The organism is Seonamhaeicola aphaedonensis (assembly GCF_003386195.1).
Taxonomy (GTDB): domain Bacteria; phylum Bacteroidota; class Bacteroidia; order Flavobacteriales; family Flavobacteriaceae; genus Seonamhaeicola; species Seonamhaeicola aphaedonensis.
Genome location: NZ_QRDX01000003.1, coordinates 328,352 through 344,459, shown reverse-complemented (window position 1 = coordinate 344,459; position 16,108 = coordinate 328,352). Strand labels below are relative to the sequence as shown.

The window sequence follows — 16,108 nt, the reverse complement described above, 5'->3', positions numbered from 1 at the left end:
TTTGCAGACTTAAATTATTCATGTTCCACGTGGAACAAGTAAAATAGATTAGTAATGTTTAACGATGTTTATGATGTAATTGTTGTAGGGGCGGGTCATGCAGGTAGCGAAGCTGCAGCGGCGGCTGCTAACATGGGAAGTAAAACATTGCTTGTTACCATGAACTTACAAAACATTGCACAAATGTCTTGTAATCCTGCTATGGGTGGTATTGCAAAGGGTCAAATCGTGCGTGAGATTGATGCACTTGGGGGTTATAGTGGTATTGTTTCTGATACATCTGCTATTCAATTTAAAATGCTTAATAAATCAAAAGGACCTGCAATGTGGAGTCCGAGAGTTCAGAGTGATAGAATGCGTTTTGCTGAAGATTGGAGGTTGTTGTTAGAGCAAACAAAGAATCTAGACTTTTATCAAGAAATGGTTTCTGGTTTATTGATAGAAGGGGACAAGGTTATTGGTATAAAGACATCATTAGGGGTTGAGATTAAATCAAAAGCGGTTGTATTAACTAATGGCACTTTTTTAAACGGTCTTATCCATATAGGAGATAAGAATTTTGGTGGTGGTAGAGCAGGGGAAAAAGCTGCCACAGGAATCACTGAGCAGTTGGTGGATTTAGGTTTTGACTCAGGTAGAATGAAAACTGGTACGCCTCCAAGAGTAGATGGTAGATCGTTGGATTACTCTAAAATGACAGAGCAACCTGGTGATAATAATCCAGAAAAATTTTCGTATTTAGATATTACAAAACCATTACAAAAGCAGCGTTCTTGCTATATGACATACACAAGTCCTGAAGTACATGAGTTACTTCGGGAAGGTTTTGATAGATCGCCAATGTTTAATGGTAGGATTAAAAGTTTAGGGCCACGTTATTGTCCGTCTATTGAGGATAAGATAAACCGTTTTGCTGACAAAGATAGGCACCAATTATTCATAGAACCCGAAGGATGGAACACTGTTGAGGTATATGTGAATGGTTTCTCAACTTCGTTACCTGAGGATGTTCAATATAAAGCATTGCGTTCTGTTGTGGGATTTGAAAATGTAAAGTTTTTTAGACCGGGATATGCTATTGAATATGACTATTTTCCTCCTACACAATTAAAACATACTTTAGAAACAAAAATTGTTAGTGGCTTATATTTTGCTGGTCAAATTAATGGGACTACAGGATATGAAGAAGCAGCTTCACAAGGATTAATAGCTGGAATTAATGCTAGTTTAAAAGTACAGGAACAAGAAGCGTTTACTCTAAAAAGAGATGAGGCCTATATTGGTGTTTTAATAGATGATTTAATAACCAAAGGTACAGAAGAGCCCTATCGAATGTTTACTTCAAGGGCCGAATATAGAACATTATTAAGGCAAGATAATGCAGATTTACGATTAACACCTAAAGGTTTTAAATTAGGTTTGGCATCTGAGAAACGTTTAAGAAGGATGGAGCAAAAGCACGAAAGCGCTGAAAAGTTTGTGTCGTTTTTTGAAAGCACTAGTGTTAAGCCAGAGATTATAAATCCGATATTAAAGCAAAAGAATTCTGCTCCAGTAAAGCAGTCTGGAAAACTGTTTAAAATTTTTGCACGACCAAACATTTATATGGATGATGTTAGGAAGGTGCATAGTGTTGAAAAGTATATTCAGGAACATAATTTAGACAGAGAAGTGATTGAACAGGCTGAAATACAAGTAAAGTATTCGGGTTATATTGCCAAAGAAAAGAACAATGCTGATAAGCTTAATAGATTAGAATATGTTAAAATACCAGAGAATTTCGATTATTCTAAAATCAAGTCAATGAGTTTTGAAGCAAAAGAAAAACTTAAAAAAGTACAACCAACAACAGTGTCTCAGGCATCAAGAATTAGCGGTGTTTCACCAAATGACATTTCTGTTTTGTTGGTTTACATGGGGCGTTAAACTAAAAGCATGAGTTATTGTTCCACGTGGAACAATAGTTTTTTTAAACAACTATCCTGTTTCAGATTTTATCATAAATGAATAGAAAGCCTGTTTTTTTAACTGTAAAAGACCATTCTGTTTCGGGAGAAATATTTGAGTTAATTCAAAATCCTACTTACGGTTATTTAGAAACTACACCACCTCCTAAAAAAGAAAAATTACAAGAATATTATAAGAGTGAAGATTACATTTCACACACAGATTCTAAACGCAACTTATTCGAAAAAGTTTATCATTGGGTTCGAGTATTAGCTCTTAAAAAAAAGGTAATTCTAATTAATTCATTTCATTTAGAATCTAAAAACTTACTTGATGTTGGATGTGGTACAGGTGATTTTTTATATATGGCTAAGAGAAATGGTTGGACTGTTTTTGGTATAGAACCTAATGAAAAAGCTAGGGCCATTGCAAACTCCAAAACACCAAACTCGGTTTTTGAAATTGAAAAGCTCTTCTCAGATCTAAAGGAAGCAAGTTTTGATGTGATTACCCTTTGGCATGTTTTAGAACACCTTCCACAACTTGAAAATCAAATAAAAAATTTTCAAAAGCTATTAAAACCAAATGGTGTTTTAATTATTGCTGCACCTAATTTTAAAAGCTATGATGCAAAATACTATAAAGAATTTTGGGCGGCATATGATGTACCTAGACATCTTTGGCATTTTAATAGGTCTTCAGTTTCTAGTTTATTTTCAAAAATGAAAATGCAAGTTATAAAAATAAAACCCATGTGGTTTGATGCTTTTTATGTGAGTCTACTTTCTGAAAAATATAAAACTGATAAAATGAATGTCATTAAAGGATTTTATATAGGAGCGCTCTCTAATTTGAAAGCACTAAAGACAAAAGAAGCATCTTCTTTAATTTATATCATTAAAAATATCTAAAAACGATTTTTGAAGCCATTATTTCAAGTTTTGGTATTATTGTTATTGATGTGTTCAGTGTGAATTTTAAAGACGCTTAAAACGCTTTATTTCAATTCTTAATCAATAATTGTTATCGATAGTTCTTTTATTTCGTTATAAGTTTTAGTTATTGTCTTAGTTCGAGCTTAATTTAAGTATTTCGAATAGTTTTGTTTATTACATTTGTCCGACTAAAAAATTTTAAAAATGAAATATATTTTTTTCGCACTTTTTGTTGTAGTAGTATTTACTTCTTGCCAACAACAAAAGATTGGTTTCGTTGATAATTCAACACTAATAAATGAGATTCAGGAAAAGAAAGATTTAGAAGCTAAATTTAAAGGCAGAGAAGATGCCTTTAATAAGAAAAGAGATAGTATGATAGCTGCTTATCAGATAGAACTTAAAGAGGCTCAGTTGAAGGCACAGAAAATGTCTCAGTCTAAGCTTCAAGCATTATCTCAAGAAATACAACAAAAAGAACAGTTGTTAGGACAGAAAATTCAATTGGAGCAGCAACAGATATCACAAGCATTTCAGACTGAAATAGATTCTTTAATTAGTAAAGTAAAAGACTTTGTGAAAGACTACGGGAAAGCAAATGGTTATACTTACATTTTAGGTACTAGCGATGGTGCTTCTTCAGTATTATATGGTACTGATGAAAACAATTTAACTCAAACTATCTTGGAAGCATTAGATGTAGAGTATAATAAAAAATAACTCAAGGAATTAATAATCAAAAAATTAACCTCTTTTAAGCAATTAAAAGAGGTTTTTTTTATAGATTATTGTTCTTTAAAACAAAAAAAACCCCTGCTAAATTTAATTAGCAGAGGTTAACAATAAAAGTACGAACCCTCATTCTTCTTTTAATTGTCATTTTTAATATTTATATGCTATTTGCTATATTCTCTAAAAGTGTATTTAATTCTTGTAAATTTCCTTTGGCTTTAGATGGTTGATAAACAAGCATCCGATTGTTGTATTTAACAATGTTAAGTGAATTGTCTCTACCTTTATTATCTCCTGTTTCCTTGGGGCTTATAATCGAAGTGTATTCTGTAATCTTTTTTACAATGTCTAAAGGTATATAGGTATTATGTATTCCTATTTTATCTACATTTTCAATGCCATTATAAGTAATTTGACCATTTCTATAAATCCATAAATCAAAAACAGGAGAACCGTTTAAATCTTTGCCCTTGGATAAACTTAGTACAGCATCACTTGTATTTTTCAATTCTTCCTTCTTACTCACGAAATACGACGTTAATAAAGTCATAATTATTGTACCTGTAAATTGATGATTCATTTTAAGCTGCAAATTTGTGACAAAGACTTATAGATTTGGGGAACACGCTTTGGCACAAATTAGCTAACTCAACCATATTCAAGTTTTAACTTGAAAGTATCATGTAACTTAACTTTTAAGTTTAATCAACCAAATCTTAAAACCATTATTAAGACATGATACTAAACCATTACAACGTAGGTAAGAGAATTATAAATTTGGGGTTTTGGGGCAAACTAGGAACACTATTTGGGGCTTTAGTGCCCTAGTTTATATATTAAACAGTTTAAAATCAAAACACCCTACCTACTATCTTTAATTTTTTTAAATTTGAAAAAAAAGCTTTTACTTTCTATGAGTAGCGAAACCAAATCTGTTTGTGAAAAAGTAACCTATGAGTACCTATTTAATACGCACTCCAAAACGCTTTATAATTATATATATTATAAATGTGGTGATGAGCAACAAGCAGAAGATATTGTTCAGGATGCCTTTATAAAGCTATGGAATAATTGTTCAAAAGTTGTTTTTGATAAGGCGAAGTCGTTTTTATATACAGTGGCCAGAAATATTTTTCTAAATGAAGTGGCTCATAAGAAAATTGTATTAGAGCATCAAAATACTCAAATAAATAAAGTGAGTAATGAAACACCTCAGTTTATTTTAGAAGAGCAGGAATTCATGCAAAAACTTAAAACAGCTATTGCTAATTTACCAGAAAAGCAACGTGAAGTTTTTTTGTTAAGTAGAATAGATAAAAAGAAATATTCTGAGATTGCTGAAATAACGGGAGTAAGTTTAAAAGCAGTTGAAAAAAGAATGAGTTTAGCTCTAGTTACGCTAAGAAAACAATTTGGGAAAATATAAAAGTAGGGTAAAACCAAAATCAACTGTTTTATAATTATAAGAACTTTAATTAGAATGGAAAAATTTATCAAAGAAGACGAATTTTTAGCTCGATGGATTGCTGGAGAACTTTCTAAAGAAGAGCTTAAAAAATTTGAAAACTCAGAAGATTATCCTGTTCTTAAAAAGATTAATGATGCGTCCCAAACACTAAAAGCTCCTACTTTTAACAGTCAAGCGTTATTAAACAAGCTCAGAGAACAAACGAGCGCGAAGCCCAAAACTTCCAAGACTCCAATAATAAAACTAATTCCTAATTGGGCTTATGCTGCCGCTGTGGTGGTTGTTGCCTTGGGTATGTTCTATGTTATGAACATGCAGTCTCATTTCACTACAGGATTTAGTGAACAATTAGCAGTTGTACTTCCGGATAATTCTGAAGTAAAATTAAATGCCAACTCCCATTTATATTATAAGACTTTAAATTGGAAATCAAACAGAGCTTTAGAGTTAGAAGGCGAAGCCTTTTTTGATGTTGAAAAAGGAGAATCTTTTAAGGTTTTGACAAATGAAGGTATTGTAGAAGTATTAGGAACTGAATTTAATGTAATCTCTAGAGATACTTATTTTGAAGTACAATGCATGGAAGGAAAAGTAAGAGTTACTAGTAATTCATTGAAAAAGGCTATCATACTTTTACCTGGAGAAGCTGTTAGAGTTATAAACAAAAGTCTTGAAGAATGGAACTTTACTTTAAATGAACCTAATTGGTTAGCTGGAGAAAGTACATTTTACAACGCGCCAATCTCTCAAGTGTTAGTAGCTTTAGAAAATCAATTTCAAATCACATTCGATACTTCAAATATTGATTTAGATAAGAGATTTACAGGAGCCTTTACGCATACAGATTTAAGTTTAGCATTAAGGACCGTATCAGCACCAATGAATTTGTCTTACACTGTTAACAATGAAAAAGGAATTATTGTACTTAATTCAAAACAATAGTTAAATTATACTTATTTTAGCAAAATCGTCCTAAATTTATATTTTTAGGAGCCCCTTCTTGAATTAAGTATAAATGAACATCAAGTTATTAACCTTTGTCTTTGTCCTTTTCTCATTAAACCTATTTGCCCAAGAGAAAGTTTCCTTAGATTATTCTGATGTCGCATTAGTTAAAGTTTTTCAAGATATAGAAGAGAAATTTGATATTAAATTTTCCTATAATTCAGATCTCATAAACAATAAAACTATTAGTTTAAACATTGAAAATGCCACTCTTGATGAGATTTTACTAATTCTTGAAGAAAAAGCCACAGTAGTTTTTAGAAAGCAATCTAGAAGATATTATACAGTTAAACCAAGAAAAACTAGAATAACAGACACCCAACAACTGCAAGAGGTACTTATAAAAGAGTACTTAACCACTGGAATAAGTAAAAAAAAAGATGACGCTTCCATTTCTTTACTACCCAATAAACTAGGGATTCTTCCTGGTTTAACAGAACCCGATGTTTTACAAAGCATTCAATTGCTACCGGGGGTTCAAAGCCCCACAGAGACTGCTTCAGGTTTATACATAAGAGGAGGAACACCTGATCAAAATTTGATATTATGGGATGGTATAAAAATGTATCATTCTGGGCATTTTTTCGGTACCATATCAGCATTTAATCCCTATATAACAGAGGAAATTAAACTTTATAAAAGTGGAACAAGAGCAAAGTATGGCAATAGAATATCTGGTGTTATAGATATAACATCAGATAATGACATTCCAAACAAAATAGAAGGAGGCGCTGGTTTAAATATGACTCATGCCGACATTTATTTAAAAGCTCCAATTAGTAATCAAGCGGCTATTATAACATCGGCAAGACGATCAATAACAGATATTTTTGATACGGAAACTTTTAGAAATCTTTCAAAGCGTGTTTTTCAGGAAACTAAAATTTCTGAAGGTAATAAGGTTTTTGAAGATGATGAAGTATTAACCACCAAAGATGTTTTTAACTTTAGAGATTTTACAATAAAGGCCTTAGTTAAGCCAAATAAAAATAATCAGCTATCTGTAAGCACTTTGTTTACTAACAATAAACTAGATTACGGTTTTCTAATTGAAGAGTTTGACGAAGCATCAAATGATAAATTAGAGATAACAAATCAAGGAAGTAGCCTCAATTGGAAACATAATTTTAATAATTCATTTTCTCATGATTTCAACGCTTACTATTCAAAATTTGATTTAGAGTATGTAGGAGGTAACAGTATCACAGATGAATTTAGTGATGAATTAAGAAAGTTAAATACTATTGATGATTTTGGGTTTTCGTATAACACTAATTTAAAATTAAATGAACCAACTACTTTAGGTGTTGGGTATGAATTTTCTTCAAATAAAGTCAACTATGGTCTTAGTTTTACAGACAGTGAAAGTCCTGAAGAAGATTTTAATGAATCTAATGAGAATACAAATAACACCCACGCTCTTTATTTAGATTATCAATATAAGAGATCTAATAAATGGCTCTTAAACGCAGGGTTGAGAACCAACTATTTTTCGGTTTTAAATCAATTTTTTGTTGAGCCAAGGGTACAGTTTGAAACACGCCTTTCATCTTCATTAAAGTATAAGGTTTCTGGTGAGACCTTGCATCAGGCAGTGAGTCAAGTGGTTGAATTTAATACTCAGGAGTTTGGATTGGAAGATCAAATTTGGGTTTTATCTGAAGATGGAGAAATTCCTGTCTTAAAAAGCAAACAATTTACATCTGGATTTATATTTGGTAAAAGGGGATGGAACATTGATATTGAAGCCTATTACAAAAAAATTAATGGACTAACATCTTACACTTTGGGTTTTGAAATTTCAGATAATTTCTTTTCAAAAGGAGAAAGTGAAGTTTTTGGGATGGATGTCTTAATTAAGAAGAGAATACAAAACTATAGGACTTGGTTGAGTTATTCTTATGTAAACAATGACTTCTCTTTTGATTACATAAATAGTGGAGAGGAGTTTTCTGGAAACTCAGATATAACACATCAACTTACTTGGTCTCATACTTATGAGTGGAACCATTTTAATGTTTCATTAGGATGGAATATAAGAACAGGAATTCCGTATACTAAAGCAACTGGTATTATTGATACACCAGACGGCCCTCAAATTGAATATGATGAAGTTAATGGAGCTCGTTTACCAGATTATCATAGGCTTGATCTATCAACCACATATACCTTTAATGTCTCTAATAAAGATAACTGGAAAGGTAAGATAGGTTTTTCCATATTAAATATTTACAATAAAAGTAATTTATTGAGCAGGACTTATGAAAGAAGGCAAGGCGCTAGTAATGAAGATGCTTTAAGGGAAGTGAATAAATCATCAATAGGGATAACCCCTAATTTATTGTTCAGAATGGATTTTTAGCCATAAAAAGAAAATGCTTTTTCAATAATTTTTACTTCAAAATTCCCTTCACTTATTAACTCGCCATCTGCCTGAACAAAAGGGAGCGTATTTTTAAACACCACTTTTAGTCTACTAGTTTTATAAGTTTTCACCTTTTTGTAGTGAGTAATTTTTCCATTGAATAGTTTGGGAATATTTTTTATAATTTCAAATTTGTTTAAGTTTTGGGCTATACTTACATCAAACTTTCCATCAAAAGGATTCGGATTATCAGTTAATTGCATGCCTCCACCAGAATATTTACACAACCCTATAAGTATCATTAATGTTTTTCCAGAAACGTTTTCATTATTAACGGTTACCTTAGAGTTGAAATTTTTAAACGAAAACAGACTAACAAGAGCCCCAATCAGGTAAGCTACCTTTCCCAAGTATTTCATTTTGGCTACTTTAGAAACCACAAATCCATCAAAACCAGTACCGGCAAGATTTATAAAGTATTCAGGAGAGTTTGTGCCGGTTATAAAATTAATCATCCCAATGTCTTGGGTTAATACATGACCTTTTTTTATAGTTTTGATTGCAGATTCAATATGACTAGAGATTTTAAATGTTCTTACCCAATCATTTCCAGTTCCTATGGGAATGACTCCAACATATATTTCAGACGTGGGGAAATAATTTTGAGTCATAATCCCATTTACAATATTGTGTAGAGTGCCATCACCACCTACACAAATAATATTTTTGTAGTGAAGTTCTAGGGCTTTATGAGTAAGCTTGATACTGTGTCTTTCATATTCTGTAAACGCATAGTCAACATCAAACTCATAATGTGTAAGGAGACGCTTAATTTCTGGCCATAATTTTTTAGCTGTATTGTTTCCAGAAGTAGGATTTACAATTACGAACCACTTTTTTAAAGCTAGCTTCATCTATGCAGATTTTTTATGAAGCAAACGTGTAAGTTTTATGGATAAATCGGTTAAGATTATTTTAGAATTACCATTTCGTTCAATATGGTATATAGCGTCTTGTAATTCATTACTTATTTCTAAAATATTATTGCCATGAATAAAAGGTGCAAATTTTTCTAGTTTAAACGCTTCTGTTTTAGGTTCTAAATACACCAGATCTGAAGCGTTATAATTCAACAAAAGTGCTTGCCTAAAAAAGCCGATGCAAAATTGTAAAAATTGTTTTTGGGTTTCCCGACCTGTTTTAGCAATATTCTCACTCCAAGAAATTAAATCATGAATAGCAGCTTTATTGCCTTTTGCTTTAAAAGCGCTACGAACCCAAAAAATAAACCATTCTTCAAACTGAATGTCCTCAGAGTCTTGATACACTAAATCGCAAGCTTTATTATAATTACCATTAGCTTGATGTGCTATTTTAGTGGCCACTGCTTCGTCTACTTGATAATTTTCCAACAGAGCTTCCTTTATAACGTTTTCAGCTAAGGGGGGAAAATGCAAAACTTGACAACGTGACCTAATAGTATTAATTATTTGCTCTTCGTCTTCAGCAATAAGTAAAAAAATAGTTTTGTTTGGTGGTTCTTCAATAAGTTTTAAAAGTTTATTAGCACAGGCGCTATTCATTTTTTCGGCCATCCATATAAGCATAATCTTATAACCTCCTTCATAGGCCTTAAGTGATAATGCTTTTATAATATCTTGAGCTTCATCAACACCAATTTGCCCTTGTTTATTGTCCACTCCCAATAGTTTGTACCAATCAAAAAGATTTCCGTAAGGTTGTTCTTTTAACAGTTGGCGCCATTCTTCAAGATAATGACTGGAAACAGGGTGTTTTTTAGCCTTTTCTGAAGTCGTTACAGGAAAAGCAAAATGTAAATCTGGATGCGATAAATTTTGAAACTTCAAGTTACAAGCTTCATTTCCTGTATTATTTTCACCTTGCCTGTTATTACACAATATGTATTGAGCATAGGCCAAGGCCATAGGTAAAGTGCCTGAGCCTTCATTACCAACAAACAATTGAGCATGTGATATCCTTCCATTATCCACACTCTGAGTAAGATGATTTTTAATATGTTCTTGTCCTAAAACATCTTTGAAAAGCATAGAACAAATATAGTAGAAAAGCTAATGGTTTATGTAATAGACCTAAATAAAAGGCTAATTATCGAATATAATAGGGGGTGATTGTATTTTGTAATAAGTTTGAGTCCCTCATTAATCTATTAGTTTTTAATTGTTTAACATTAAAACGCCATGAAAAGAACTACTATTTCATTCGTAATTTTTCTTGTTTGTGTATTTTATTTAAATGCACAGTCTGCTAAACAAGGCTTTGATAACAAAGAGGAGGATAATTGGAACTATTCATCTAACATCCCTTTTTATTTTAATAATAGTGGGACAGATGTTTGGAGAAATCAGTCTGGAGCTAATGGTAGAATTTCAGGACCGCATTCTGGATCAAGTTTTTTAGCAGGACGTGATTTAGATAATGAATACTCTGAGCAGATAACAGGTCAAGCTTCACCAGAACATATTCTGACTTTTGATAGTATTTATTTAGGCGGATTAGAAGCAGAATTGTCTTTTCAAGTGCAATATGTAGGTTTAGATAAAGGAGATTATATCTATTATGAATTAAGATATGATAATGCTACAGATTGGAATTCTGCAGACTTTAAAGAAGATGTATTCAAAACAACCTCTAACGGAAATTTTAATTCACGTGGATGGAATAAATTTAATTACAATATCCCTTCGGGGCATGATTATGTAAGAATGAGATTAGTGGTGTATCAAAACGGAAATGAGTATTTAGGTTTTGATAAATTTGAGATTGAAACAGCAACTTTATCCAATAAAGACGGTTTAATTAATGGGTTTTCTTTTGGTCCAAATCCAACTAGAAATCATGTTAATTTTAAGGCTAATGTGGTTTTAGATGAAATATCTATCTATAATTTATTAGGAAAGGAATTAATGAGGCGAAAGCTCAAATCGAAACAATATTCTGTTGACTTAACAAATTATCCTGTTGGAATTTATATAATGAAGATAGTATCTGAAGGTATAGTTCAATCATCAAAAATTATCAAAAGGTAAACAATTAGGAAATTATTTAATTTTATGAAACCGTTAAACTCAAGTTTGACGGTTTTTTTTATTGAAATTTGTTTTAAGATGTTCTTAATTATTTTAGTCATTAACATCACAAAAAATAACTTTTTAAAAAATCTTTACGACTTCAAACGTTTTCGTTAAAAAAGACATTTTTTGGTGCAGTTTAATTAGTTACTTTTGTTGAATTAATAAGTTAATATTATAAAAATGAAGACTCTAAACGATTTTAATTTCGAAAATAAAAAAGCCTTAATACGTGTAGATTTCAATGTGCCTTTGAATGAAAAATTTGAAGTTACTGATGCTACCAGAATTATATCGGCAAAACCAACCATTATTAAAATTTTAGAGGATGGTGGATGCTGTATTTTAATGTCGCATCTTGGGCGTCCAAAAGGATTTCAAGAGGAGTTTTCATTAAAGCATATTGTCGAAAAAGTACAAGATGTTTTAGGTGTAGAAGTTAAGTTTGTACCAGATTGTATTGGTGAAGATGTAGAGGCTGCAGCGGCAAGTTTAGAGCCAGGTCAAGTTTTACTATTAGAAAACTTACGTTACTATAAAGAGGAAACAGCAGGTGATGTTGACTTTGCACAAAAGCTTTCTAAATTAGGAGACATATATGTAAACGATGCTTTTGGTACGGCGCACAGAGCCCATGCATCAACTACTATTGTAGCACAGTTTTTTCCAAAAGACAAATGCTTTGGAAGTTTATTAGCACAAGAAATAGAAAGTATTAAAAAAGTAATGGAAACAGGAGAAAAACCTGTTTTAGCCATATTGGGTGGAGCAAAAGTGTCATCAAAAATTACTATTATAGAAAATATTTTAGATAAGGTAGACCATTTAATTATTGGTGGAGGTATGGCATTTACTTTTGTTAAAGCCCAAGGCGGAAGCATTGGTAATTCAATTTGTGAAGATGATAAGCTAGAATTGGCTTTAAATATTTTAAAGCAAGCCAAAGAAAAAAATGTACAAGTACATATTCCGGTAGATACTATTGCTGCAGATGATTTTAGTAACAATGCCAATACGCAAATATGTGATATTAATGCCATTCCAGATGGATGGGAAGGTGTTGATGCTGGACCAAAATCAAGAGCAATTTTTGATAAAGTAGTTAAAGAATCTAAAACCATTCTTTGGAACGGTCCTCTTGGAGTTTTTGAAATGGAAAGTTTTGCTGGCGGTACCATAGATTTAGGAAATTCAATAGCTGAGGCTACTAAAAATGGAGCGTTCTCTCTTGTAGGCGGTGGAGATTCTGTAGCGGCAGTTAAGCAATTTGGTTTTCAAGATAAGGTAAGTTATGTAAGTACAGGTGGCGGTGCTATGCTAGAAAGCTTAGAAGGCAAAACACTTCCAGGAATTGCAGCTATTTTAGAGTAATTTTTTAAGGCCTTCCCTGAAACAATTTCAGGGTCGTACTTTAAGCATTACACGCTAGCTTGCGATAACGCAGGTAGACAGGGTAACTTGCTTCAATCGCTAACGCATTTATAAAAATAAAAGATTTTACAACTTAAGGAATCAAATTTTTTATTTACCGCAAAAAACACGAATTTAGCCATACTATCATTCATATAGAATAGATACTATGGCTTTTCGTTTTTATATACTTACATTTTTATTTAGTTTTTCATTTTGTCTGTCTCTTGCACAAAATGAGATAGATTCGTTATCATTTGTAGTAAAGGACACCTTGGTTTATGGGAAGCAAATTGTTAAACCAATTGAAACGGTTACAGATAGTATAGATATTAAGAAGCTAGAGGACCATGAATTAGCTGCTAATATAGACGAAAAATGGCTTCAGGAACTTTACAGTAATAATCTGTTTGATACCATTTATAAAACAGTTTCAGAATTAGATTTTAAAGACGTTGAGTATCCAGAACTGCCCACAGATACTTTAAAAGCAAGGTTAGAAGCGCTTAATGCCAGAACACCTTTTAATGTTGAGTATAGCCCCTCTTTAGAAAGTGTTATTAAGTCCTATTTGAAACACCGAAGAGATTTAATACAAAGGTTATTAACCTTAAGTCATTTCTACTTCCCAATGTTTGAACGTGAATTAGATAATGCCAATATTCCTTTAGAAATAAAATATTTAGCTATTGTAGAATCTGCCTTAAAACCTAAAGCAAAATCCAGAGTTGGTGCAACTGGGTTGTGGCAGTTTATGTTTAGCACAGGTAAAATGTATGGCCTAGATGTGAGTAGTTATGTTGATGAACGAAGTGATCCTATAAAATCAACCAAAGCAGCTACTAAATACCTAGCCAAACTTTATGAAATATTTGGCGATTGGGATTTGGCTCTGGCGGCATACAATTCGGGTCCAGGCAATGTAACTAAGGCTATTCGTCGTTCGGGAGGTTATAAAAACTATTGGAACATCAGGCATAATTTACCAAGAGAAACAGCAGGATATTTGCCCGCCTTTTTAGCTAATATGTACATATTTGAATACGCTGAAGCGCATGGTTTTAAAAAAATAAAGCCTGAGTTTACATTAACAGAAACAGATACTGTTCTAGTTAAAAATATGATTACTCTAGATCAAGTTTCCGAAGTTACGGGTACACCGGTAGAGCAACTTCAATTTTTAAACCCCTCCTATAAATTAGATATTATTCCAGTTATAAAAGGAGAGCATTATTATTTAAGACTTCCACGAGATGTTGTAGGTACTTTTGTAAATAATGAAGAAAAAATATATGCTTTTGTTAAGGAAGAATTTGCAAAAAGAGAAAAGCCATTGCCACAGTTTTTTAATGCTACAGATAGAGTACGTTACAAAGTACAATCTGGTGATTACTTAGGCAAAATTGCAAGACGCTACAGCGTTAGAGTTAGCCAAATTAAACAATGGAATGGACTAAGAAATAATGATTTGCAAATTGGTCAAAGACTTACAATTTACCCGCGCAAACCTTATACACCTCAGGTGGTTTCGTCTTCTTCATCAACCAAAAAGAAAACCATTACTAAACCACTTTCTGAAGACGTAATTATCTACACAGTAAAGAATGGAGATTCTTTATGGAGCATTTCACAAAAATTTTCTGGAGTTTCTGTTCAAAATATTCGAGATTGGAATGGTATTAGTGGTAATAACCTAAAACCTGGAATGAAACTTAAAATATCCAAAGGTTAATTCCTTTTAAAATTATAAAATACAGATGAGAAAAATCTTTTTATCGGCCATAGTTTTGTTGCTAGTATTGTCATGTAAAGACAAAAACAGTGCGTCTGACAAATTTCTTTTTGACTCCAGCGGTAATATAAATCATGTTTCCGTAGTTGTAGAAAATGACTTATGGAATGGTAGTGTTGGGGAAGCCATTAGAGAAGTGCTAACTCAAATTGTTTACGGACTTCCGCAGGACGAACCCATGTTTACATTGAGTCAGATTCCACCTTCCGTTTTTTCAGGATTTGTAACAAAGAACAGAACTATTTTAAAGGTAGAGATGGATGGAAATTCAGGAATGGATATAATGGAAAATGTTTATGCCAAACCACAAAAAGTCATTACAGTTTCAGGTAAAAGTAAACAAGATGTGATTGATGTAATCTCAGAAAATGCTGAAAAAATAGTAAATACATTTAGAGCCATGGAAATTGAAGAAAGGCAGCGCCAGATGGCTAAATCACCACATCATTACGTTACTAAAATAAAAGAAAAATTAGGGCTAACCATTCAGTTTCCATCAATTTATGATTTAGCTAAAAGTGAAGATAATCTATTTTGGTTTAGAAAAAATATTACCACAGGGCATGCCCATATCATGATTTACGATTTGCCTTATGGGGCTTTAAAGCGAAACGATAGCACTGTAACTCAAATAATAAAAATTAGAGACTCTATTGGGCAAGCATATTTTAAAGGGCGCTTAGATGAAACAGTTGATGCTAACGGTAATAAAATAAGTTCTTTTATGGTAACAGAGGATGCCTATACGCCTTTCCACGCAGAAACCATAGTAGATAACAAACCTGCCTATGAAACTAAGGGTATTTGGGAATTAACAAATGATTTTATGGGAGGGCCTTTTATAAATTATACCATAGAGGATAAAGTTAATAAACGTTGGGTCGGTATCGAAGGTTTCGTGTTTGCTCCCTCAGTAGAAAAGCGTAATTACATGCTGGAGTTAGAATCAATTATAAAATCTGTTAAGATTGAGTAATCTTCAACAATAAAGTAACACAAAAAAAAAGCCAGCGCAACGCGCTGGCTTTTCGATATAAAAAATAAAATTTTATTCTTTTCCTTTAGTTTCATCATTCTCCTCTTTGCTGGCATCTTTAAACTCTTTTATTCCACTACCTAAACCACGCATCAATTCTGGAATTTTTTTACCTCCAAACAACAACAAAACAACAACAACAATCAGTGCTATTTGCCAAGGTCCAATAGCTAACGGTAACATATATAAACTCATAATAATCAATTTAAAAAGCAAAGTTAATAATTATAGTTTAATAATATCGTTTAAAGTATAACTTTAGTATTTGCATAAGATGTCTTGCCATAAAATTCTTTATTTTTGCTTTC

14 protein-coding genes are annotated in these 16,108 nt (G+C 32.2%); 10 read left to right on the top strand and 4 right to left on the bottom strand.

Going from position 1 to position 16,108, the window contains the following annotated elements:
• The first annotated feature begins 54 nt into the window (after positions 1 to 54).
• The 3 genes from mnmG to DFQ02_RS07275 all read left to right on the top strand — a co-directional run bounded on the left by mnmG (position 55) and on the right by DFQ02_RS07275 (position 3,602).
• Positions 55 to 1,926 (top strand): tRNA uridine-5-carboxymethylaminomethyl(34) synthesis enzyme MnmG, encoded by a 1,872-nt coding sequence (gene mnmG / locus DFQ02_RS07285; RefSeq protein ID WP_116523754.1) that lies wholly within the window; start codon positions 55 to 57, stop codon positions 1,924 to 1,926.
• A gap of 77 nt (positions 1,927 to 2,003) precedes the next feature.
• Positions 2,004 to 2,858, top strand: a complete 855-nt coding sequence (locus DFQ02_RS07280) for a class I SAM-dependent methyltransferase (protein WP_116523753.1) — start codon at positions 2,004 to 2,006, stop codon at positions 2,856 to 2,858.
• 228 nt (positions 2,859 to 3,086) lie between these two features.
• Positions 3,087 to 3,602 (top strand): OmpH family outer membrane protein, encoded by a 516-nt coding sequence (locus DFQ02_RS07275; protein ID WP_116523752.1) that lies wholly within the window; start codon positions 3,087 to 3,089, stop codon positions 3,600 to 3,602.
• A gap of 169 nt (positions 3,603 to 3,771) precedes the next feature.
• Here DFQ02_RS07275 and DFQ02_RS07270 read toward each other — a convergent pair whose 3' ends face one another.
• Entirely contained in the window at positions 3,772 to 4,140 is a 369-nt protein-coding gene (locus tag DFQ02_RS07270; RefSeq protein WP_147297743.1) for a DUF6438 domain-containing protein, read from the bottom strand.
• Positions 4,141 to 4,527: 387 nt separating this feature from the next.
• Between DFQ02_RS07270 and DFQ02_RS07265 the strand changes: the two genes are divergently transcribed.
• The 3 genes from DFQ02_RS07265 (at position 4,528) to DFQ02_RS07255 (ending at position 8,449) form a co-directional block, all read left to right on the top strand.
• Positions 4,528 to 5,040: an RNA polymerase sigma factor gene (locus DFQ02_RS07265; protein ID WP_116523750.1), complete on the top strand. Its 513-nt coding sequence runs from the start codon at positions 4,528 to 4,530 to the stop codon at positions 5,038 to 5,040.
• A gap of 54 nt (positions 5,041 to 5,094) precedes the next feature.
• On the top strand, positions 5,095 to 6,024 hold the full coding sequence (locus DFQ02_RS07260) for a FecR family protein (RefSeq protein ID WP_116523749.1): 930 nt from the start codon (positions 5,095 to 5,097) through the stop codon (positions 6,022 to 6,024).
• 73 nt (positions 6,025 to 6,097) lie between these two features.
• The gene (locus DFQ02_RS07255) at positions 6,098 to 8,449 is read left to right on the top strand and encodes a TonB-dependent receptor domain-containing protein (RefSeq protein WP_116523748.1); all 2,352 of its coding nucleotides are present in this window, start codon (positions 6,098 to 6,100) and stop codon (positions 8,447 to 8,449) included.
• On the opposite strand, the gene DFQ02_RS07250 is transcribed toward DFQ02_RS07255, so the two are convergent.
• Both DFQ02_RS07250 and DFQ02_RS07245 read right to left on the bottom strand, forming a co-directional pair.
• Complete coding sequence (locus tag DFQ02_RS07250; RefSeq protein ID WP_116523747.1) at positions 8,446 to 9,366, bottom strand: diacylglycerol/lipid kinase family protein; 921 nt, start codon at positions 9,364 to 9,366, stop codon at positions 8,446 to 8,448. The two genes, DFQ02_RS07255 and DFQ02_RS07250, sit on opposite strands and share 4 nt — an antisense overlap.
• Positions 9,367 to 10,521: a DNA polymerase III subunit gene (locus tag DFQ02_RS07245; RefSeq protein WP_116523746.1), complete on the bottom strand. Its 1,155-nt coding sequence runs from the start codon at positions 10,519 to 10,521 to the stop codon at positions 9,367 to 9,369. It abuts the gene before it with no gap.
• Positions 10,522 to 10,671: 150 nt separating this feature from the next.
• On the opposite strand from DFQ02_RS07245, the gene DFQ02_RS07240 reads away from it, so the two are divergent.
• The 4 genes from DFQ02_RS07240 (at position 10,672) to DFQ02_RS07225 (ending at position 15,740) form a co-directional block, all read left to right on the top strand.
• Complete coding sequence (locus DFQ02_RS07240; RefSeq protein WP_116523745.1) at positions 10,672 to 11,520, top strand: T9SS type A sorting domain-containing protein; 849 nt, start codon at positions 10,672 to 10,674, stop codon at positions 11,518 to 11,520.
• A 225-nt stretch (positions 11,521 to 11,745) separates the two neighbouring features.
• Positions 11,746 to 12,933 carry a phosphoglycerate kinase gene (locus tag DFQ02_RS07235; RefSeq protein WP_116523744.1) on the top strand — a complete coding sequence of 396 codons (1,188 nt, stop codon included), beginning with the start codon at positions 11,746 to 11,748 and terminating at the stop codon, positions 12,931 to 12,933.
• Between the two features lie 208 nt (positions 12,934 to 13,141).
• Complete coding sequence (locus DFQ02_RS07230) at positions 13,142 to 14,704, top strand: LysM peptidoglycan-binding domain-containing protein (RefSeq protein ID WP_116523743.1); 1,563 nt, start codon at positions 13,142 to 13,144, stop codon at positions 14,702 to 14,704.
• A 25-nt stretch (positions 14,705 to 14,729) separates the two neighbouring features.
• Positions 14,730 to 15,740, top strand: a complete 1,011-nt coding sequence (locus DFQ02_RS07225) for a DUF4837 family protein (RefSeq protein ID WP_116523742.1) — start codon at positions 14,730 to 14,732, stop codon at positions 15,738 to 15,740.
• Positions 15,741 to 15,812: 72 nt separating this feature from the next.
• Here the strand turns inward: DFQ02_RS07225 and tatA are convergent, their stop codons facing one another.
• A complete protein-coding gene (tatA, locus tag DFQ02_RS07220) occupies positions 15,813 to 15,995 on the bottom strand; it encodes a twin-arginine translocase TatA/TatE family subunit (RefSeq protein ID WP_116523741.1) in 183 nt (60 codons plus the stop codon).
• Between the last annotated feature and the right edge of the window lie 113 nt (positions 15,996 to 16,108).

Coding starts and splice junctions, on each gene's coding strand:
- mnmG (WP_116523754.1), top strand. CDS start 55: ATGTTTAACGATGTTTATGATGTAATTGTTGTAGGGGCGGGTCATGCA.
- DFQ02_RS07280 (WP_116523753.1), top strand. CDS start 2,004: ATGAATAGAAAGCCTGTTTTTTTAACTGTAAAAGACCATTCTGTTTCG.
- DFQ02_RS07275 (WP_116523752.1), top strand. CDS start 3,087: ATGAAATATATTTTTTTCGCACTTTTTGTTGTAGTAGTATTTACTTCT.
- DFQ02_RS07265 (WP_116523750.1), top strand. CDS start 4,528: ATGAGTAGCGAAACCAAATCTGTTTGTGAAAAAGTAACCTATGAGTAC.
- DFQ02_RS07260 (WP_116523749.1), top strand. CDS start 5,095: ATGGAAAAATTTATCAAAGAAGACGAATTTTTAGCTCGATGGATTGCT.
- DFQ02_RS07255 (WP_116523748.1), top strand. CDS start 6,098: ATGAACATCAAGTTATTAACCTTTGTCTTTGTCCTTTTCTCATTAAAC.
- DFQ02_RS07250 (WP_116523747.1), bottom strand. CDS start 9,366: ATGAAGCTAGCTTTAAAAAAGTGGTTCGTAATTGTAAATCCTACTTCT.
- DFQ02_RS07245 (WP_116523746.1), bottom strand. CDS start 10,521: ATGCTTTTCAAAGATGTTTTAGGACAAGAACATATTAAAAATCATCTT.
- DFQ02_RS07240 (WP_116523745.1), top strand. CDS start 10,672: ATGAAAAGAACTACTATTTCATTCGTAATTTTTCTTGTTTGTGTATTT.
- DFQ02_RS07235 (WP_116523744.1), top strand. CDS start 11,746: ATGAAGACTCTAAACGATTTTAATTTCGAAAATAAAAAAGCCTTAATA.
- DFQ02_RS07230 (WP_116523743.1), top strand. CDS start 13,142: ATGGCTTTTCGTTTTTATATACTTACATTTTTATTTAGTTTTTCATTT.
- DFQ02_RS07225 (WP_116523742.1), top strand. CDS start 14,730: ATGAGAAAAATCTTTTTATCGGCCATAGTTTTGTTGCTAGTATTGTCA.
- tatA (WP_116523741.1), bottom strand. CDS start 15,995: ATGAGTTTATATATGTTACCGTTAGCTATTGGACCTTGGCAAATAGCA.